The 18,010-nt window shown below is 43.0% G+C and carries 22 protein-coding genes and 1 pseudogene; 19 read left to right on the top strand and 4 right to left on the bottom strand.

The features are described from left to right. The 3 genes and pseudogenes from F607_RS34595 to F607_RS0110020 form a co-directional block, all read left to right on the top strand. Positions 1–210: pseudogene (locus F607_RS34595) on the top strand (IS30 family transposase); the annotation flags it as partial. A gap of 258 nt (positions 211–468) precedes the next feature. Next, on the top strand, positions 469–996 hold the full coding sequence (locus F607_RS0110025) for a GNAT family N-acetyltransferase (protein WP_027707990.1): 528 nt from the start codon (positions 469–471) through the stop codon (positions 994–996). A gap of 17 nt (positions 997–1,013) precedes the next feature. Next, a complete protein-coding gene (locus F607_RS0110020) occupies positions 1,014–1,793 on the top strand; it encodes an arylamine N-acetyltransferase family protein (protein ID WP_027707989.1) in 780 nt (259 codons plus the stop codon). Positions 1,794–1,919: 126 nt separating this feature from the next. Here the strand turns inward: F607_RS0110020 and F607_RS0110015 are convergent, their stop codons facing one another. Next, positions 1,920–2,381, bottom strand: coding sequence for an Mpo1 family 2-hydroxy fatty acid dioxygenase (locus tag F607_RS0110015; RefSeq protein ID WP_027707988.1), 462 nt, complete (start codon positions 2,379–2,381; stop codon positions 1,920–1,922). A gap of 229 nt (positions 2,382–2,610) precedes the next feature. On the opposite strand from F607_RS0110015, the gene nrdR reads away from it, so the two are divergent. The 13 genes from nrdR (at position 2,611) to F607_RS0109945 (ending at position 11,912) form a co-directional block, all read left to right on the top strand. Beyond that, positions 2,611–3,102, top strand: coding sequence for a transcriptional regulator NrdR (nrdR, locus tag F607_RS0110005; RefSeq protein ID WP_027707987.1), 492 nt, complete (start codon positions 2,611–2,613; stop codon positions 3,100–3,102). 3 nt (positions 3,103–3,105) lie between these two features. Next, positions 3,106–4,239, top strand: coding sequence for a bifunctional diaminohydroxyphosphoribosylaminopyrimidine deaminase/5-amino-6-(5-phosphoribosylamino)uracil reductase RibD (gene ribD, locus F607_RS0110000; protein WP_038290893.1), 1,134 nt, complete (start codon positions 3,106–3,108; stop codon positions 4,237–4,239). Between the two features lie 97 nt (positions 4,240–4,336). Continuing rightward, positions 4,337–5,014, top strand: a complete 678-nt coding sequence (locus tag F607_RS0109995; RefSeq protein ID WP_027707985.1) for a riboflavin synthase — start codon at positions 4,337–4,339, stop codon at positions 5,012–5,014. A 152-nt stretch (positions 5,015–5,166) separates the two neighbouring features. Then, entirely contained in the window at positions 5,167–6,282 is a 1,116-nt protein-coding gene (ribBA, locus tag F607_RS0109990; RefSeq protein ID WP_027707984.1) for a bifunctional 3,4-dihydroxy-2-butanone-4-phosphate synthase/GTP cyclohydrolase II, read from the top strand. A 75-nt stretch (positions 6,283–6,357) separates the two neighbouring features. Further along, a complete protein-coding gene (ribH, locus tag F607_RS0109985; RefSeq protein WP_027707983.1) occupies positions 6,358–6,834 on the top strand; it encodes a 6,7-dimethyl-8-ribityllumazine synthase in 477 nt (158 codons plus the stop codon). Then, positions 6,835–7,311: a transcription antitermination factor NusB gene (gene nusB, locus F607_RS0109980; RefSeq protein ID WP_027707982.1), complete on the top strand. Its 477-nt coding sequence runs from the start codon at positions 6,835–6,837 to the stop codon at positions 7,309–7,311. Between the two features lie 3 nt (positions 7,312–7,314). Beyond that, positions 7,315–8,292 (top strand): thiamine-phosphate kinase, encoded by a 978-nt coding sequence (thiL, locus tag F607_RS0109975; RefSeq protein ID WP_027707981.1) that lies wholly within the window; start codon positions 7,315–7,317, stop codon positions 8,290–8,292. A gap of 201 nt (positions 8,293–8,493) precedes the next feature. Then, positions 8,494–8,973 carry a phosphatidylglycerophosphatase A family protein gene (locus F607_RS0109970; protein WP_027707980.1) on the top strand — a complete coding sequence of 160 codons (480 nt, stop codon included), beginning with the start codon at positions 8,494–8,496 and terminating at the stop codon, positions 8,971–8,973. A gap of 73 nt (positions 8,974–9,046) precedes the next feature. After that, entirely contained in the window at positions 9,047–9,697 is a 651-nt protein-coding gene (locus F607_RS0109965) for a retropepsin-like aspartic protease family protein (RefSeq protein ID WP_038290889.1), read from the top strand. A 200-nt stretch (positions 9,698–9,897) separates the two neighbouring features. After that, positions 9,898–10,485: a GTP cyclohydrolase II gene (ribA, locus tag F607_RS0109960; protein WP_027707978.1), complete on the top strand. Its 588-nt coding sequence runs from the start codon at positions 9,898–9,900 to the stop codon at positions 10,483–10,485. A 78-nt stretch (positions 10,486–10,563) separates the two neighbouring features. Continuing rightward, a complete protein-coding gene (locus tag F607_RS0109955) occupies positions 10,564–11,157 on the top strand; it encodes a YeeE/YedE family protein (protein WP_338112617.1) in 594 nt (197 codons plus the stop codon). Between the two features lie 18 nt (positions 11,158–11,175). Further along, positions 11,176–11,595 (top strand): YeeE/YedE family protein, encoded by a 420-nt coding sequence (locus F607_RS29035; protein WP_157365417.1) that lies wholly within the window; start codon positions 11,176–11,178, stop codon positions 11,593–11,595. Then, on the top strand, positions 11,562–11,912 hold the full coding sequence (locus F607_RS0109945) for an ArsR/SmtB family transcription factor (protein WP_230400387.1): 351 nt from the start codon (positions 11,562–11,564) through the stop codon (positions 11,910–11,912). The genes F607_RS29035 and F607_RS0109945 overlap by 34 nt, the downstream gene beginning before the upstream one ends. 89 nt (positions 11,913–12,001) lie before the next feature. Here F607_RS0109945 and dxs read toward each other — a convergent pair whose 3' ends face one another. The 3 genes from dxs to F607_RS0109930 form a co-directional block, all read right to left on the bottom strand. Then, on the bottom strand, positions 12,002–13,909 hold the full coding sequence (gene dxs, locus F607_RS0109940; RefSeq protein WP_157365416.1) for a 1-deoxy-D-xylulose-5-phosphate synthase: 1,908 nt from the start codon (positions 13,907–13,909) through the stop codon (positions 12,002–12,004). A 187-nt stretch (positions 13,910–14,096) separates the two neighbouring features. Beyond that, positions 14,097–14,993, bottom strand: coding sequence for a polyprenyl synthetase family protein (locus F607_RS0109935; RefSeq protein WP_027707974.1), 897 nt, complete (start codon positions 14,991–14,993; stop codon positions 14,097–14,099). A 2-nt stretch (positions 14,994–14,995) separates the two neighbouring features. Continuing rightward, a complete protein-coding gene (locus F607_RS0109930) occupies positions 14,996–15,238 on the bottom strand; it encodes an exodeoxyribonuclease VII small subunit (RefSeq protein ID WP_027707973.1) in 243 nt (80 codons plus the stop codon). Between the two features lie 358 nt (positions 15,239–15,596). On the opposite strand from F607_RS0109930, the gene pomA reads away from it, so the two are divergent. Genes pomA through F607_RS0109910 form a run of 3 tightly spaced genes read left to right on the top strand, consistent with a single transcriptional unit; the run spans position 15,597 to position 17,995 of the window. Beyond that, positions 15,597–16,364 (top strand): flagellar motor protein PomA, encoded by a 768-nt coding sequence (gene pomA, locus F607_RS0109920; RefSeq protein WP_027707972.1) that lies wholly within the window; start codon positions 15,597–15,599, stop codon positions 16,362–16,364. 9 nt (positions 16,365–16,373) lie between these two features. Continuing rightward, positions 16,374–17,348 carry a MotB family protein gene (locus F607_RS29030; protein ID WP_051311258.1) on the top strand — a complete coding sequence of 325 codons (975 nt, stop codon included), beginning with the start codon at positions 16,374–16,376 and terminating at the stop codon, positions 17,346–17,348. 17 nt (positions 17,349–17,365) lie between these two features. After that, positions 17,366–17,995, top strand: a complete 630-nt coding sequence (locus tag F607_RS0109910) for a PilZ domain-containing protein (RefSeq protein WP_027707971.1) — start codon at positions 17,366–17,368, stop codon at positions 17,993–17,995. Positions 17,996–18,010 lie beyond the last annotated feature (15 nt).

Raw genomic sequence — 18,010 nt, 5'->3', positions numbered from 1 at the left:
CCGTACGCATCCTGGGAACGTGGCACGAATGAAAATACGAATGGCTTGATACGACAGTATTTTCCAAAGGACACGGATTTTAATAAAGTGAGTGATGAAGATATTCAGTTTGTAATGGATCGTTTGAATGAACGCCCGAGGGCAACAAGGAATTTCAAATCACCGAATGAAATGTTTTTAGGGTGGCGAGTCGATTTACTCGCTAATTAAGAATTGCACTTATTAGTTGAAACCAAGAATATTTGTATGTTTGTACTAAATAAATAATTTTAACTATGGGCTGTATATTGGCTGATTGCTATACCTTCAGCGAAGGATTTTAGGGGCGGCTGTCAAGTGATGAAGCTTGAGGGGAAGTCTACTACTGTAGGACTTGTGCTTGACAAATCTCAGCTACCCTAGGAGAGTAAAACTCATTGGCGAAGGGGGAATGACAAAGACTATGCAACAAGAAATAGGTCAAAATGAGTGTTTATATTAAAGGTGGATAAGCATCTAACTCTTGAAACATTAAAGCCACAGGATGCTCAACAATTTCATCAGTTAGCTGTTAAAAATCTGCCAAGACTCTTTTGGTGGCATGATATTCATCTAACAGAAGCTTTTGTGAAGGGGCTACTGAGCCGCGTGGCGGATAAAAGTTGGCGCTTTCATACAATATGGTTAGGAGGTGTTTATTTTAATCACCAGCTAATTGGTTCTGTCAGTTTAAATACCATTAACTGGCAACAAAGAGTAGCCACATTAGGTTACTGGCTAGATGCAGATTTTACTGGTCAAGGCATTATTCATCGTTGTGCTGAAAAACTCGTTCATTACTGCTTTTCTCAGCTAAAGCTACGTACAATCGAAATTCACTGTCATGCAGACAATACAGCCAGTATTGCTGTAGCCAATCGGTTAGGGTTTGAAATAGAGCAAAAGCTAAGGCAAGCTGGTGAAGTGGATGGCAAAGTAGTTGATATTTACGTTTTTAGGAAAAGAGCCACAGGTTAAAACAAAAGGACGAGAATATGGACAGCTCAAATTACTTACGACGTATAGGGTGTACAAAGGAGCAACCTACATTAACGTTTTTGCGAAAGTTACATCAGGCACATTTACAGCAAGTGCCGTTTGAAAACCTGAATGTTATCTATAGTCAACCGATAGAGCTGAAGTTACCATGGTTATACCAAAAAATAGTCTTGCAGCAGCGTGGCGGCTTTTGTTTTGAATTAAATGGTTTGTTTGGATGGTTGTTAAGCGAGCTGGGGTACCGCGTCAGTCTGGTAGCAGCTGAAGTGTATGATGAAAAACAAAATGAGTTTACACCACCTTTTGATCATCTTGCGTTGTTAGTTAATTTAGAGCAACCCTGGCTTGTGGATGTAGGTTTTGGGGACAGTTTTCGTTCACCTTTGCCTTTGCTAATGGGTAAGGAGCATACGGATATCTCAGGCTGTTATCGTTTACAGCAAAAGGAAGGCTTTTGGGTGCTTGAAATGTACACTCAACTACAGTGGTTACCACGCTATCGCTTTCACTCTTCTCCTGTAGCACTGAGCGACTTTACTGAACGTTGTCATTACCATCAAACTTCTTTCGCCTCAAAATTTAAACGCAATTTGCTGTGTTCAAAAGCTTTGGTCGATGGGCGTATAACACTGCATGACACAACGTTAATAAAAACAAATAGTCGGGGCACTAAGGTACAAACACCCGTTGACCAGTTAGGGGGAGTAAATGCAGTTTTTAAAAAGTATTTTTCCTTTGATGTTTTAACTGACAGTACAGTAGTGTCAGCAAGTTAGCAGATCATTATTATACCCCAGGCGTCTTTATTCACGATACGACTGGGGTGGTAATATCAGGGTATAAGCAATAAAAGAAACTAAGTTATACCAGGCTGAAGTTAATGATCATTGCAGTTAGTTTTTTTACTTTAGCCCTTTAAATAAATAGGCCATAACCCAGGCTGGTCCAATTAATAGAAACTGTAGATCTTTAAAAAAAGAAGGTTTTTTACCTTCAACAGCATGGCCAATAAACTGAAGTATCCACATGAAGATAAAGAGTGACAGGGCTACCAGCCATAGAGGCCAAGGGCTATTCAATGTTAGCCAATAACACACTAAAAGTATAATTCCGGAAAAACACAGCATGATAATACTGAGTTTAGCTGATAATGTGCAATAAAAAGCGATGATCAAGAGTACGGATAGAGTACCTATGTTAGCCCAGGCAAAAGGAGTGAGTATTTCAGGTAAGGGGATTGACCACAGTAAAGCAATAACAGTGGCATAAATAGTGGGTACAGCAATAAAGTGAATTCTTTTGTTTAACGGGTGTTGGTGACTTGCACTGTATTCAGTAAACCATTGATCAAGTGATTTTGCCATTGTTGCCTGCTCCTTTTAAAAAAGCATCGGTAATTGAAATAACGTGACATAGAAAAGTGACAATATGCCGAAAGGATTAGGCTGGATAGAAAATTACGACAATAAACTTGTGTTAGTTAAATATATCTGTACTATGATTACAGCAGTCTACATCAAATAAATCTATTACCATGGTTTGTCGATTGCGCTTGACTTGCTCTTTATAGTGTTTCAGGGATTTAGTTAAGCCATGCATTGTCCTTTTTGTGGTGCTAAAGACACCAAAGTCATTGATTCACGACTCGTTGCCGACGGTATACAGGTCAGGCGTCGTCGTGAATGTCTATCATGTACTGAGCGTTTCACGACTTATGAAACGGCTGAGTTAGTCATGCCAAGACTAATAAAGCAAGATGGTAGTCGTGAGCCTTTTGATGAAGATAAACTTCGTGCAGGTATGCTGCGTTCGTTGGAAAAGCGTCCTGTAAGTGTTGAAAAGATTGAAGAAGCCATCAATCGCATTATGCATAATCTACGTGCCTGCGGTGATCGGGAGGTAGAGTCTCTGATTGTAGGAGAGCTGGTGATGCGCGAGTTACAAAAGCTGGATGAAGTAGCTTATATTCGCTTTGCATCGGTTTATCGGCGCTTTAAAGATCTTAATGAGTTTCGTGAAGAAATTGACCGTTTGGAAAAAGAGCCTCAGCATTCAACTGATCATTTGAAATCTTCAGAACAGTAAGTTATGTCGATAGTCTCTGCCCTTGATCAGGCCATGATGGCGAAAGCCCTTCAGCTGGCGGCTAAAGGTACTTACTCTACGCATCCCAATCCCCGTGTAGGTTGTGTAATTACCATTAATGAGCAGATTATTGCATCAGGTTGGCATAAACGGGCTGGGGAGCCTCATGCTGAGCTTGAAGCACTTAATTGTCTTCCTGCTGGCGCGGCTAAAGGCGCTACCGTTTATGTTACTTTAGAGCCTTGTAGTCATCATGGGAGGACACCGCCTTGCAGTGATGTTCTGATTACTGCCGGTGTTAGACGGGTTGTTATTGCAATGGAAGACCCAAACCCCTTAGTGGCAGGAAAAGGGATAGAGTATTTACAAGCGGCGGGTATAGATGTCATCTGTGGTTTGCTTGAAGCAGATGCAAAAGCACTTAATGCAGGTTTTATAAAACGTATGTGTGAGGGTTTGCCTTATGTACGTTGTAAAGCGGCTATGAGTTTAGATGGTGCTACCGCCATGGAAAATGGTGAAAGCCAGTGGATAACAGGCCCAGCTGCCAGAGTTGATGTGCATAAACTTAGAGCAAAGAGTGCTGCAGTCATTACAGGTATTGGTACTGTGCTGGCTGATGATCCAGCACTTAATGTGCGCCTGACTAAGGAACAGTTACCCGAAATTACTGAGCAAAAATTCCCCCCTGTGCGTGTGCTTCTTGATAGTCAGTTGCGAATTCCCTTGACGGCAAGGCTGCTTCATACCAAAGGAAAAGTTATTATTGTGCACTCCCCAGGAGTTGCGATTGATCAACAACGCGCTTTGAGAGAGAAAGGTATTGAGCTTTGGGAAATGGAACATGACAGCTCAGAGAAGATTAACCTGACCGCAGTGCTGAAAAAACTCGCACAAGCAGAAATTAATGATGTTTTGCTTGAAGCAGGAGCGAGGCTGGCGGGTGCATTTTTGGCAGAGCAATTAATTGATGAGCTGGTCATTTATACCGCACCTGTATTAATGGGGAGTCAAACACGACCTGTTTTCTATACCCCCCACTGGAATTCCATGCTTGATAAAGTCAAACTTAAGATTGCTGATTGGCGACAAGTGGGCGATGATTGGCGGTTGATTGCATACCCTGCTTATGAATAACCTGGTTAATAGCGCTGTTTGATAAGCTGAGTGCAGTATATGCGTGGTGTTTTTGATACCCCACTAAAAATAGCTGGCGGTTCTGATAGGCAATTTTATGTTCACAGGTATTGTTCAAGCAGTTGGCCAAATTCTTAAGGTTCAACCACACAACCATGATGTTTCCCTTCAAATTGAGGCTGGCTCATTTGATATGAGTGTTGTGGCTCTAGGGGATAGTATTGCTACCAATGGTGTTTGTTTAACTGTAACGAAAATTACTGACAAAGGTTTTTGGGCGGACGTCTCTAAAGAAACGTTGGATTGCACGACAGTAGCATTCTGGCAAGTGGGCAAAAAGGTTAATCTTGAACAAGCATTAATGCCAACTTCCCATCTTGGTGGACATATCGTCAGTGGTCATGTTGATGGAGTAGGTGAAGTCAATACATTGAAGGTGGAAGGTCGTTCTTGGCGTTTAGGCATTGTAGCGCCTAAAGGATTGGCAAAATATATTGCTGCAAAAGGCTCAATCACCGTTGATGGTACAAGTTTAACGGTGAATCGAGTAAACGGCAGTTGGTTTGAACTCAATATTGTACCCCACACCATTAACGAAACGATTATTCAGTACTATCGATTAGGACATAAGGTAAACCTTGAAGTTGATATTATTGCCAGACACCTTGAACGTTTACTGTTAGGCGATAAAGCTGCAGAGCCGGATACGCCATCATCTTCAATCACTTCTGATTTTTTAGCTGAACATGGTTTTTTAACGCCAAGAAAGCGATAGCTGGCAAAAAAATTATCGTAAAGCGCTTATTTTCGCTGGCCCTGTTTAATGTAATTTGTAACGATAAAATTAACTAAAAACTCAGTATTAAATAAAAACTCAATACTTCAGTAAAAACTCAATAATAGTGCCGTGACTGTTTAGGAGTAGCCATGAAATTAAATACCATCCCTGAGCTTCTTGAAGATCTTCGATTAGGAAAAATGATCATCTTGATGGATGATGAAGACCGGGAAAATGAAGGTGATTTAATTATGGCGGCTGATTTAGTGACACCCGAAGCAGTCAACTTTATGGTAACCCATGCACGCGGTTTGGTTTGTTTACCTATGACGACTGAACGCTGTGACTACCTGGGCTTGACGCCTATGGTACCAGCCAATAAAACACCTTTTGGGACCCATTTTACAGTATCCATTGAAGCCGCTGAGGGAGTAACAACAGGTATTTCAGCAGCTGATCGGGCTAGAACAATTCAAGTGGCCGTTGACCCAAATGCTAAGCCAGAGGATATCGTTCAGCCTGGGCATATTTTCCCATTGCGCGCCCAACCTGGGGGTGTGCTCAGTCGTGCAGGTCATACTGAAGCGGGTTGTGATTTGGCCCGGCTAGCAGGACTGACTCCAGCAGCAGTGATTGTGGAAATTATGAACGAAGATGGTACTATGGCGCGTCGCCCTGACCTGGAGCTTTTTGCAGAAAAGCACCAGCTGAAAATTGGTACGATCGCTGAGCTAATCCAGTATCGAATTTTACATGAAAAGACCGTTGTCGAGACACAACGACAGCCAGTGCTTACTGAGTTTGGCGAGTTTGAGTTGGTGGTTTTCCACGATACGGTTCAAGATCAAACTCACCTTGCCTTGGTCAAAGGTGATGTGAGTACCGATGAACCTGTTTTAGTGCGTGTTCATGTAGCGGATGCTTTCCGGGATTTGCTAGGGGCCCAAAAAGCTGAGTCCCCACGTTGGACGTTTCAAAGAGCGTTGAAAGTAGTTGCAGAAGAGGGTAGAGGGGTTGTTGTTCTTTTAGACTCTGAGCAAACCATTGACTTTGCTGGAAGTATGCAACGCTTCTTTTATCCAGATAAAAAAGGGCCAAGAAATCCTGCATTTAATAGTAGTGGCGCCTATTTGACTGTAGGCACAGGCTCACAGATTTTACGCCTATTGGGTGTAACTAAAATGCGCCTAATGAGCTCACCCATAAAATTTAGTGCAATTTCTGGGTTTGACTTGGAAATTGTGGAATATATTAGTTGCACTTAATCTATCAAAAACGAATGGATAGAGTGTGACATCATTGGTTAAGCGATATACGTCGTCTTTGTTTACGAGGAAACTATGTCAGACATAACAACCCTCGAAGGGGTGTTAACACCTAACGATGGGAGATATGCAATTGTTGTAACACGCTGGAACGCCTTTGTTGTAGAAAGCTTGTTGCAAGGTGCTTTGGATGCCCTCCTGCGTCATGGGGTTGCGAAAGATCATATTACTGTTATTCGCTGCCCTGGTGCTTTTGAGATGCCTTTGGTTGTGAAGAAAGCTGCCAACTCAGGTAAATATGATGCCATAATTGCACTAGGAGCAGTTATTCGTGGTGGTACACCACACTTTGATTATGTTGCCGGGGAATGTGCAAAAGGACTGGGAGTTGTGTCACTAGAGGCAGAACTGCCAGTGACATTTGGCGTGTTAACCGTTGATAGTATTGAACAGGCTATCGAGCGATCTGGAACCAAGGCTGGTAATAAAGGTGAAGAAGCAGCAATGACTGCATTCGAGATGGTTAGCTTACTTAATCAGCTGGGGTCTTAAGTGAACGATACAGTTTCTAATCCAAACAATGCGGCCAAGCCAAAACCTTCTGAGCGGAGAAGGGCTCGTCAATACGCGCTACAAGCCTTATATCAATGGCATATGGCGGGGGCCAGTTTGACAGATATCGATGCGCAGTTCCGTACTGACTATGATATGTCGAAAGTTGATCTTGGCTATTTTTCTGAGCTGCTGCATGGAATACCATGTAATTTAAAAGTAGTTCAGGATGGATTTGAGCCTTTTTTGGATAGAAATTTTGACGAGTTAGATCCTATTGAGCTGACAACACTAAGGATAGGAACGTTTGAGTTAATGTTTCGTTTAGATGTGCCCTACAAGGTCGTCATCAACGAATCCATTGAACTTGCAAAGCGCTATGGTGCTGAAGAAAGCCACCGTTATGTCAATGGTATTTTGGATAAGGTAGCTGCTAGAGCGCGAATGGAAGAAATGCGTGCACTGCGAGGCAAGTAACGGGTGTTATCTGAGTTTGGCTTGATTGCGCGATATTTTCAGCAACCAGGCTTGGCAAATGCCGGGCCATGGTCTCCTCAGTTAGGGATTGGTGATGATTGTGCCGTTATGTCTGTGCCTGAAGGGTATCAGCTGGTGGTTTCAATGGATACACTGGTTGCTGATGTTCACTTTCCTGCAGTGGCTTCACCTGAGTTGATCGGTTATCGAGCTTTGGCTGTTACAGTAAGTGACCTGGCGGCTATGGGGGCAGAACCTGCTTGGTTTACCTTGGGTTTGACGCTACCTGAAGCGAATTCTGACTGGCTAGCAGGCTTTGCTGAAGGTTTGCAAACGTTGGCCCAGAAAGTGGGCATTTCACTGATTGGTGGGGACACTACGCGAGGCCCACTAACCATTACGCTTCAAGTTCATGGTTTAGTTAAAAAAGAAAAATGGTTATCCCGACAGTGTGCGAAACCCGGAGATGACATCTGGGTTACAGGTACATTGGGTGATGCGGCAGCCTGGTTACCCTATCTGCAACAGGGCTTAGAGGAAAAGCCTACTGACGAAAACCTGCGAACATTGTGGAATCGTTATTATTTCCCAACGCCCAGGGTGGTTGAGGCGCAAAAAGCTGTAGCGCTGGGTTGTCGGTGTGCAATTGATATTTCCGATGGGCTACTGGCTGACTTAGGCCATATATTAACAATGAGCCAGGTAGGGGCTCAGTTAGACTTCTCATCTTTACCTGCCTCTCAGGCTTTACAACAGCTGTTGCCAGAGCTTGAAAAGCAGCAACAAATAATGCTTACAGGCGGGGATGACTATGAGCTTTGCTTTACTGCGCCTCCACATCTCGCTGGAGATATCACTCATTCCTTATCACCCCTCTGCCCAGTATCGCGTATCGGGCAAATCATCGAGACACCAGGTGTTTTCACAACATCAGGCCAGCCTGTGAGCATTTCCCAGCAGGGTTATCAACATTTCAATTAACGCTTCTCTCTTAATTAAAGAGGGTGTCGCAAAAGGTTATGAGCGAAGCAAAGACAAGGCAAAAATCGGCGAAAAGGCGGAGTTTATACTTAATAAATGAGTACTTTGAGCCGATTTTTAACGCAGTATTTGCAAGCGCAGTAGTTTTGCGACAGCCTCTAAAGGCAAAGGTATAAATCTGCATTAAGGAGTTACAGAGATATGAAAGCGGTTACTCCTACAACATTAGGACGTGATCCAAGACTCTGGCTGGCATTTGGTCTGGGCAGTGGTTTATCACCAAAAGCGCCTGGCACTGTTGGTACAATAGCGGCGTTGCCTTTCTGGTGGCTGTTTCAGGGATTACCTTTGGCTAGCTATGCAGTTGTTGTTTTATTGGCTGCGGTATTGGGTATTTGGCTATGTGGAATCGCTTCAGCCAAACTGGGGGTGCATGATCACCCAGGAATTGTTTGGGATGAGTTTGTTGGATTATGGATAACCTTATTTGCGATACCCAGCCACTGGTTTTGGGTTTTGATAGGCGTCATTTTATTTAGAATATTTGACATCATTAAGCCATGGCCTATTCGCTGGGTCGATAAGCATGTTCACGGAGGGTTAGGCATCATGCTAGATGATGTAATGGCTGGGGTAATGGGATTGTGTACAGCTCAGCTATTGGTTTTGCTTTTTGGGTAATCATATTTTCAGGCGTCGTGCTGAGTGGTAACAGTCAACTATAATCAAAAAGGTAGTGCAGTCAGGAGTTGTTATGGTTCGCGTCTTGAGGCAAGTGCTTAGCAGTTTTGTTTTTTTTATCTGGCTTACAGCAGAGGCTGCTCCTCATGTTCAGGTTATTGGCTTATTTAATAATGGTGCTGCAGTTGTAAATATTAATGGCCAGCGCCACTTATTGAAAGTAGGTAAGCCGGCTAAGCAGGGGGTTCGTTTAATCTCAGCAGATACAGCTTCTGCGACCCTTGAAATTGACGGTGTTCAAAAAGTGTTCCCACTTTCTAGAGATTACTCAGAAGGATTTAGTGCACCCGTTAAAAAGCGTATTTCCATTCTTAAAGATAACCATGGAAGCTATTATACTCACGGAACTATTAATGGTATGCCCATTCGTATGCTGGTTGATACAGGGGCAAGCTTAATTGCAATGAACTCTGAACATGCGAAAAAGCTGAATATTAACTACATAAAACATGGAACACTTTCGGCAGCATCCACTGCGGGTGGTACAGTAAGAACATTTAACGTCATGTTACATAAGGTTGAGGTGCAAGGTATTGCTCACTATAACCTTGAAGCGGCGGTGATTGAAGGTGATTCTCCACGTGAAATACTACTGGGCACAAACTTTTTAAACAAAGTGAAAATGATAAAACAAGATGGCATTATGTATCTTGAGGAAAAATAAAGGTCTCGCTTTATTATCGTTTCTTTCCTGTAAGTATACACAGAAACTGTAGAGTATTTTTGGCTACCCAGAGTGCTTGTATACCCAATAAGAGGAGTATACTACCGAGCAGCATAATGCAGCCACGTTCCAGTTGAAACTAAAGGCTTTTAATGAGTTGTTGTAGCTTGCAGGCAGTAAGAATTAGCTAGGAGTCTTGTGTGACCGTATCATTTGTTGCTGCATCCCAATTACCCACACCATTTGGCATATTTACACTCCATGGTTTTGCAGATGAGCATACAGGAAAAGAGCATGTCGCCTTATCAATGGGAGATATTTCATCTGAGAAGCCTGTGCTAATGAGGGTACATTCAGAGTGTCTTACAGGTGATGCACTGTTTAGTTTGCGATGTGATTGTGGTGCTCAGTTGCAGACTGCTTTACAAACCATTGCTGAAAATGGCAGAGGATTGTTGCTTTATCTTCGACAGGAAGGTCGTGGTATTGGTTTGCTAAACAAAATAAAAGCGTATGAGCTGCAAGATGGTGGCGCTGATACTGTAGAAGCCAATGAGCGCCTAGGCTTTGCAGCTGACTTGCGCAAGTATGATATGTGTAAAGCCATGTTAAGCCATTTGGGTGTTTCACAGGTTCGTTTATTAACAAATAACCCCCGAAAAGTCCAAGCGCTGGAGCAGCAAGGAGTAGAGGTTGTTGAGCGTATTCCCTTACAGACTGGTCAAAACCCACATAACGAACGATATTTAGCGGTAAAGGCTGGAAAATTAGGGCATTTATTTCCTTAGAGCTTCATCCATCTTTTTCATCTTACCCATCGTATCGAGGCTTTAGCATAGTTAGCTAAAGCTTTTTTTTCCTTTCTGATGCTGGCTGGCACTGATAGCTTATTTTTATATTGTATATTTGCGAAATACAATATAAGGTTTGATAAAACAATAAGAATAAGCCTTCACATGCTTTTGATGAGAAGACGGGTTGCTTCTCGTAGTGTTTGCCAAATTAATTTTAAAAAATGTGGATTTAAAAAAGGGATTATCATGACATCGTTTACACCTTATTCAGCACTTATTGGTGGTCTAGCCATAGGTCTCTCAGCATTTTTGTTGCTTTGGTTAAATGGTCGTATTGCAGGTATATCTGGCATTGTTAATGGTGCTGTAAAGCTTAAGCAAGCTGATTTAAGTTGGCGGTGGCTTTTTATTTTAGGGATTGTTCTAGGTGCCTTTTTTGCTTCAAAGCTAGGCTTTTCTTTGCCATCTGATTTGTCTTTGTCTTGGGCTGCAGTACTTGTTGGTGGCTTTTTAGTCGGGATAGGTACCCAAATCGGTTCTGGTTGCACCAGTGGTCATGGTATCTGTGGAATAGGTCGTGGCTCTTTAAGATCAATAGTCGCAACGTTGTTATTTATGACAACGGCTGGGTTCATTGTCTTTTTGTCTCGGCATGTATTCCTTTAACTTATGAGGGGACAGGGTTTGAATAAAATTGTTGCACTTTGTTGTGGGGTACTTTTTGGAATAGGCTTAACCGTAGCGCAAATGGTTAACCCTCAAAAAGTGTTAAACTTTCTGGATATTTCGGGAGACTGGGACCCTAGCTTGGCGCTGGTAATGGCTGGCGCATTATTTATTTACGTTATGGGTTATTTAGTATGGGTAAAACCTAAAAGCAAACCCCTTCTGGATGAACAGTTTTTTTTGCCAGTGAAAAAAACTATTGATAAATCACTTGTTGTGGGCAGTATTATTTTTGGTATTGGATGGGGCGTTTCTGGTATTTGTCCTGGACCTGCATTGGCGAATTTAAGTGGTGGTGATTTAAAAATTCTCGCTTTTATAGGCGCTATGCTTGTGGGTATGAAATGCTCTCCATTGTTGGCGCAGTTAACACGTTAAATAATGGTAAAGTAGTAATGAATGATTATGCAAAATCGGAAAGTAACGTAGATCGAGCTGTAAAGGTCTTAAAAGCAATAGGTCATAAACATCGTTTGATGATTTTATGTGCTTTACAAGAAAAAGAGTTATCTGTTTCCCAGTTAAATGCATTATTTCCAATGCCGCAATCAACATTGTCACAGCATTTATCTTGGCTGCGTCAAGAGTCGTTAGTTAAAACGCGCCGAGATGCGCAAACCATTTTTTATGCGCTCAATAGTCATGAAGTTACAGAAATAATTTCGGTATTACATAAACTGTATTGTGAAGCGTAAAAGGTAGCCATTAGCAAGACTACCTTTTTAAGGTGATTTTTTGTAATGATACTCTTTAGTGAAGTAAAGAGTATGGCGGGGGAGAATAATTAAGCTGTTGAGCTATTGCCTAATGATAGCAATTTTAGTCTAGCCTCCACGGCACTGATAATGCCGTCTTTTGTTAGCCCACACTCAGCCAGCTGGTGTTTTGGTTTACCATGTTCAATGTAGCGATCAGGAATACCTAAATTGATTACTGGAATTGTGATATTAGCTGCTTGCAGGAACTCATTAACAGCTGAACCAGCACCACCCATAATGGCGCCTTCTTCAAGTGTGACCAGTAGCTGGTGATTTTTGCTTAGTTCACTGATGAGTATTTCATCCAAAGGCTTGATGAAACGCATGTTAGCTACTGTTGCTCCAAGCTCAGCAGCTGCAGCCTCTGCTTCAGTAAGTAAGGTTCCAAACGCAAGAATAGCGACATTTTTTCCTTGCTTTGTTATTTCACCTTTGCCAATAGACAGTGTAGCCAAGGACTGCTCTATGGGTGTCCCTGGTCCTGTTCCTCTGGGATAACGAACTGCAGCAGGGCCTTTATACTTAAACCCTGTACTTAACATTTTTCGGGTTTCATCCTCATTGGCTGGTGCCATAATCAGCATGTTAGGAATACAGCGCATAAAGGGAATATCATAACAACCCGCATGAGTCGGGCCATCTTCACCCACCAGTCCAGCCCGATCTATTGCAAATAATACATCCAGATTTTGGATTGCGACATCATGAATTAGCTGATCATAAGCGCGCTGCAAAAAAGTGGAGTAAATCGCTACAACGGGTTTACCTCCCTCGCAGGCAATACCTGCAGCAAGGGTTACGGCATGCTGTTCAGCAATTCCCACATCGAAGTAACGTTCAGGATATTGCTCTGCAAACTGAATCAGGTCAGAGCCTTCTTTCATGGCGGGTGTGATGCCCACCAATTTAGAGTCCACTTCCGCCATATCACAAAGCCATTGCCCGAATATATTAGAAAATTTCGGCTTTTTCATCAGCGGCTCAATAGGCTGAACTGGAGGGGATGGCTCTAGTTTGGTGATAGCATGGTAGCCAATAGGGTCTTCTTCGGCAGGGATAAAGCCTTTACCTTTGGTCGTTACAACATGCAAAAACTGAGGACCTTTAAGTTCTTTAATATTCTTTAAGGTATGAACTAACGTATCTAAGTCGTGGCCATTAATTGGGCCAATATAGTTGAAGCCTAACTCCTCGAATAATGTGCCAGGCACAACCATGCCTTTAAAATGCTCTTCAGTACGGCTTGCTAATTCCCATGCTTTTGGCATTTTTTTTAAGACTTTTTTACTGCCTTCTCGCACCGAATGGTACATTTTGCTGGCAAGAATTTTGGCAAAATAATTGGATAGTCCACCCACATTATCTGAAATGGACATATCGTTATCATTAAGAATGACCAGCATATCAGCGCCAACATCTGAAGCATGATTAAGTGCTTCAAATGCCATGCCTGCAGTCATCGCCCCATCACCAATGATGGCTACAGTCTTGCGTTCTTGCTGTTGAAGTTGGGCGCCAATGGCCATGCCTAATGCTGCACTAATTGAGGTACTGGAATGACCAACACCGAAAGTGTCATATTCACTTTCAGAACGCTTAGGAAAGCCTGCCAAACCACCTTGCTGGCGAAGAGTATGTATCAAATCACGGCGTTCAGTAAGAATTTTATGTGGGTAAGCTTGGTGCCCAACATCCCACACTAAGCGGTCACTGGGTGTGTTAAAAACATAGTGAAGGGCAATGGTCAGTTCAATAACACCAAGTCCAGCACCAAAATGTCCACCGGTTTGTCCAACACAGAACAGTAAATATTGTCGTAATTCGTTAGCTAACTCAGTCAATTTAGCTTCAGGAAGCTGCTTTAACTGCTCAGGCGAACTGATAGTATCTAGCAGAGGTGTTTCTGGTTTGCTGCGTGGTATGTCGTGGAACATGGGCAATCACGAACTCAAATAGTGCTTAATCTTGTCATTGGTTAGTTTGTTCTTCAAGCTAGGCACATAGGTTTAAGGGTTGATTTGATTGATGGTTATATTGGCGGTTTAGTTAATGGTGGTGTAAACCTCTGCAATATACCTTTTCTGCGTGTTTAATAAAACACTTAGCCATATTGTTGCGACATTAGTGACGTCGTTCAATAATAAACGAGGCGAGTTCTCGTAGCGGTGCTGCGCGATCATCGAAGATAGATAGTGCGCTGACTGCTTCATGGTAGAGATCCTGCGCTTTTTGTCGGGCAATTTCCAGTCCTAATAACGCTGGGTAGGTTGGTTTATCTTTTGCTGCATCTGCCCCTTGCTGTTTGCCAAGTACACTGGTATCCATTTCTACATCCAGAATGTCATCCTTTACTTGAAACGCAAGTCCAATACAGTCCGCAAAATGTGTTAGGGCCTGATGTTGCTCTGCTGTGGCATTGGCGGTAATAGCACCAAGCTGGACACTTGCTCTAATTAAAGCACCGGTTTTATGGCGATGGATTTGCTCTAAATCGGCTAATAACATATGTTGCTTGCCAACAGCCGCAAGATCAAGTGCTTGCCCTGCAACCATGCCATTTGCCCCTGCCGCAACCGTCAGTACTTTTAGCTGGGCGAGCTGTTGGCTGGGTGAGAGCTTGGCAGTGTCGTTAGGAATATCTATAACAGCCTGAAAGGCTAAGCTTTGTAAAGCATCACCTGTTAAGATTGCGGTTGCCTCATCAAAGGCTTTATGGCAGGTAGGTTGTCCCCGACGCAAGTCATCATCATCCATTGCGGGAAGGTCATCATGCACCAGCGAGTAGGCATGAATGAGCTCTACTGCACAAGCTGCAGGGTCTGCAAGTTCGATGTTTCCACCACAAGCTTCTGTACTGGCATAAACTAAAACGGGGCGGATCCGCTTTCCACCACCCAGAACGGCATAGCGCATCGCTTTTTGGAGCGTTTTAGCTGGAGATGCATGGTTAACTAAAAGCGCTTCAAGCTGTTGCTCAATTCGTTGCTGATAATGAGTGATGAGTTTACTTAACGACATTATTACGCGTCATCTTCTTCCGCAAAGGGTTGTGTAGAAAGAGAGTTATTTTTCTCAACTAAAAGCTGTACTTTTTGCTCAGCTTCTTTTAGAGCTTCTTGGCATTGTCGAGTGAGTTTGATGCCTTGTTCAAAGGTTTGCAAGGACTCTTCTAGTGATAGTTCGCCAGACTCCAGCTGTTCGACAAGTTTTTCCAGTGCCTGAAGGGATTGCTCGAAGTCAAGCGCTTGTTTTTTCCGGGGCATGATGGTCATCCTGTCGTATTCACCAAGCACGCAACAGTACCCGACAGTTTGATTTTGGTCAATGGACTCCAGGGGATGTATGACTGTGTTCTCAGCTGAGCAGGTATTGAAAATACCGTCTAGAATTACAAGCACAGTTCAAGGCTAGTTTTCATCCAACCATAATAGGGTTTTGCAGCTTATTAACAATTAGTATTTCCGGTTGCAAGCGATCTTTTTGGGGGGATAAAAAGATTGAACGTTCTTGTTTCATACTTCTTAGTTCATAACGTTTAACTACTTGCTATGCGGGCATAATCGTATTGGGCAATAGCATAGATATCATCGTGACATATACAGTTTTCACTAGGAGTGTTCAGTGGATTTAGCGACCTTAGCGGGCTTGCTCGGTGGCTTTGCCATTGTTCTTGCGGCCATTCTATTAGGTGGCTCAGCGCTTGTATTCATTAATGTACCCTCTATCTTGATTGTAATTATTGGTACGTTATTTGTCGTATTAATTAAGTTTAATCTCAAGCAGTTTTTCGGGGCCATAGGCATTGCTGGAAAATCATTTAAATTTGTCCCCCTTGATTTGCCAGCATTGATTGAAGAAGTTGTTGGTCTTTCAGAACTTGCACGTAAGTCTGGGTTGCTTGCGCTTGAGGAAAAAGAAGTTGGTCATCCTTTTCTAAAGTATGGCTTACAGCTTCTGGTCGACGGTCATGATCCTGTCGTAGTAAAGCGCCTACTTTCAAGGGATCTGGCTTTATCCGTTACAAGGCATGAAACGGGAGCCAAAATTTTTTCAGCTATGGGGGATGTTGCGCCTGCAATGGGGATGATTGGCACGCTTATTGGCCTAGTACAGATGTTATCTAACATGGATGACCCCAAGTCTATAGGCCCAGCCATGGCAGTTGCACTGTTGACAACACTTTATGGCGCAGTGATTGCTAACATGATTGCAATACCAATTGCTGACAAGCTGACTATTCGAAGGAATGAGGAAGCACTTAGCAAAGCACTGATAATTGATGCGTTGTTAGCTATTCAAGAAGGTCAAAATCCTCGCGTTATTGATTCTATGTTGCGTACTTACCTGCCAGTTAAACAGCGTGGGCAAGAAGAAGGAGCAGAGGCTTAGGGTGATAACGTGACAGATGATGAGGAAGAGTGTCAATGTCCAGAGCCCCCTCCTGGGCTTCCTGGGTGGCTTGCCACCTTTGCCGATTTAATGTCTTTACTGCTTTGCTTTTTTGTGCTGCTGCTGACGTTTTCTGAAATTGATGCCATGAAATACAAGCAGATTGCAGACACAATGAAAAATGCATTTGGGGTGCAAAAGGTTGTTAAGGATAGGGATATACCTAAAGGAACCAGTGTGATCATGCGTCACTTTAGCCCAGGGAAGCCAGAACCAACGCCATTAAATATGGTAAGGCAGTTTACCACTGACTTGCCAAAACCTCAGCTTGATCAGCAATGTGAGCCAGGAAAAGAAGCAAAGCAAGGACGAAAGTTAACCACTGCAGGGCAGGACCAAAAAGAGATTTCGACACAAAATGAAGAGATGAAGAAAAAGAGTGAAGCTGTAGCAGAAAAGCTTACAGCTTCACTAAAAGAAGAGGTAGACCAGGGAAGTATTGAGGTGGAAACGAGAGGGAGTAACATCGTTATTCGTATTCAAGAAAAAGGCTCTTTTGGATCTGGAGCGGCTAATTTGAGGCCTAGTTTCATTCCGACCATGGAAAAAATTCGTAACCAGCTAGCAGCAACTGAAGGGCTTATTTCTGTTGAGGGGCACACAGATTCCATTCCCATAGAAACAGCAGAGTTTCCTTCTAACTGGGCATTATCGTCAGCACGTGCTGTGATGGTGGCCCATGAAATGTTGGCAGATGGAAGAATTCCTCCAAGTAGAATTGAAGTGAAAGGCTTTGCGGATACACAGCCTTTAGTGCCCAATAATACTCGTGAAAATCGAGCTAAGAACCGGCGGGTTGAGATTGTAGTGTACCCAGGCATAGCCCCAAAAAAACCTGCAGTTTTTGAAGATGTACCAGATTCTAAACCGGAAGCACCTTCTTCGCAGGATGACTTCCGACTTCGACCTGAAGAAGTATTCTAAACAAGGGTCAGCCCATTATGAGTGAGGATAGACGTCGCTATTTTCGAGTTACAGATCGAGTAGGATTTCGCTATCGAGTGCTTACTGAAGAAGAGTGGCAGGATTTTGTAGAAAATGGTGCTACTAAAGCGTTACAACAAAACCACGGGCTGTTTAGCCATAACCTAGATCTTAAAATAGGTCAGGCAATCTCAAGTTTAAGGAAAGTTTGTGAGGAGGCTGCAACGGTCGCTTGGCTACTGAATCAAAAAGTTGAGGAGCTAGTAGAGCAGCTTCAAGCGCAAGGCGTTGTGAGTAATTTTGCTGTGCAGTCGGTGAATATTAGTGCTTGTGGTATAGCACTGTATCATGAAGAGGGTATTCCTGTTGGCTCAAAATTATTGTTGGAGATTGTTCTCAGGCCTGAAGAGAAGTATGTGACAACTCTGGCTGAGGTAGTGATTTGTAGTTTTGATGCACAGCACAACCGGTACTTACTAAGGCTGGCATTTATTGAGACCGATGAAGCAGGAAAGGAAGCCCTGATACAACATGTTGTCAAACGACAAAGTGCAATTTTACAAGAGCAAGGACGCACAGGGCTTGAAAAAGATATGTTTGATGTTGAAGGCGGAGAGGACGGTGATATGCCGTCCTCAGAAAGTTAAGTTACATCAGTCGTT

It is taken from the genome of Zooshikella ganghwensis DSM 15267 (genome assembly GCF_000428585.1).
Lineage (GTDB): Bacteria > Pseudomonadota > Gammaproteobacteria > Pseudomonadales > Zooshikellaceae > Zooshikella > Zooshikella ganghwensis.
This window is presented reverse-complemented; position numbering and strand designations above follow the sequence as displayed.

Excerpts from the sequence above, each read along its gene's own strand:
- F607_RS0109930 (WP_027707973.1), bottom strand. The coding sequence starts at position 15,238 with ATGCCCCGGAAAAAACAAGCGCTTGACTTCGAGCAATCCCTTCAGGCA.
- F607_RS0109995 (WP_027707985.1), top strand. The coding sequence starts at position 4,337 with ATGTTCACAGGTATTGTTCAAGCAGTTGGCCAAATTCTTAAGGTTCAA.
- ribH (WP_027707983.1), top strand. The coding sequence starts at position 6,358 with ATGTCAGACATAACAACCCTCGAAGGGGTGTTAACACCTAACGATGGG.
- F607_RS0109910 (WP_027707971.1), top strand. The coding sequence starts at position 17,366 with ATGAGTGAGGATAGACGTCGCTATTTTCGAGTTACAGATCGAGTAGGA.
- F607_RS0109965 (WP_038290889.1), top strand. The coding sequence starts at position 9,047 with ATGGTTCGCGTCTTGAGGCAAGTGCTTAGCAGTTTTGTTTTTTTTATC.
- ribBA (WP_027707984.1), top strand. The coding sequence starts at position 5,167 with ATGAAATTAAATACCATCCCTGAGCTTCTTGAAGATCTTCGATTAGGA.
- F607_RS0110020 (WP_027707989.1), top strand. The coding sequence starts at position 1,014 with ATGGACAGCTCAAATTACTTACGACGTATAGGGTGTACAAAGGAGCAA.
- F607_RS0109955 (WP_338112617.1), top strand. The coding sequence starts at position 10,564 with ATGCTGGCTGGCACTGATAGCTTATTTTTATATTGTATATTTGCGAAA.
- nrdR (WP_027707987.1), top strand. The coding sequence starts at position 2,611 with ATGCATTGTCCTTTTTGTGGTGCTAAAGACACCAAAGTCATTGATTCA.
- F607_RS0109935 (WP_027707974.1), bottom strand. The coding sequence starts at position 14,993 with ATGTCGTTAAGTAAACTCATCACTCATTATCAGCAACGAATTGAGCAA.
- F607_RS0109945 (WP_230400387.1), top strand. The coding sequence starts at position 11,562 with ATGCTCTCCATTGTTGGCGCAGTTAACACGTTAAATAATGGTAAAGTA.
- F607_RS0110015 (WP_027707988.1), bottom strand. The coding sequence starts at position 2,381 with ATGGCAAAATCACTTGATCAATGGTTTACTGAATACAGTGCAAGTCAC.
- dxs (WP_157365416.1), bottom strand. The coding sequence starts at position 13,909 with ATGTTCCACGACATACCACGCAGCAAACCAGAAACACCTCTGCTAGAT.
- F607_RS0109970 (WP_027707980.1), top strand. The coding sequence starts at position 8,494 with ATGAAAGCGGTTACTCCTACAACATTAGGACGTGATCCAAGACTCTGG.
- ribD (WP_038290893.1), top strand. The coding sequence starts at position 3,106 with ATGTCGATAGTCTCTGCCCTTGATCAGGCCATGATGGCGAAAGCCCTT.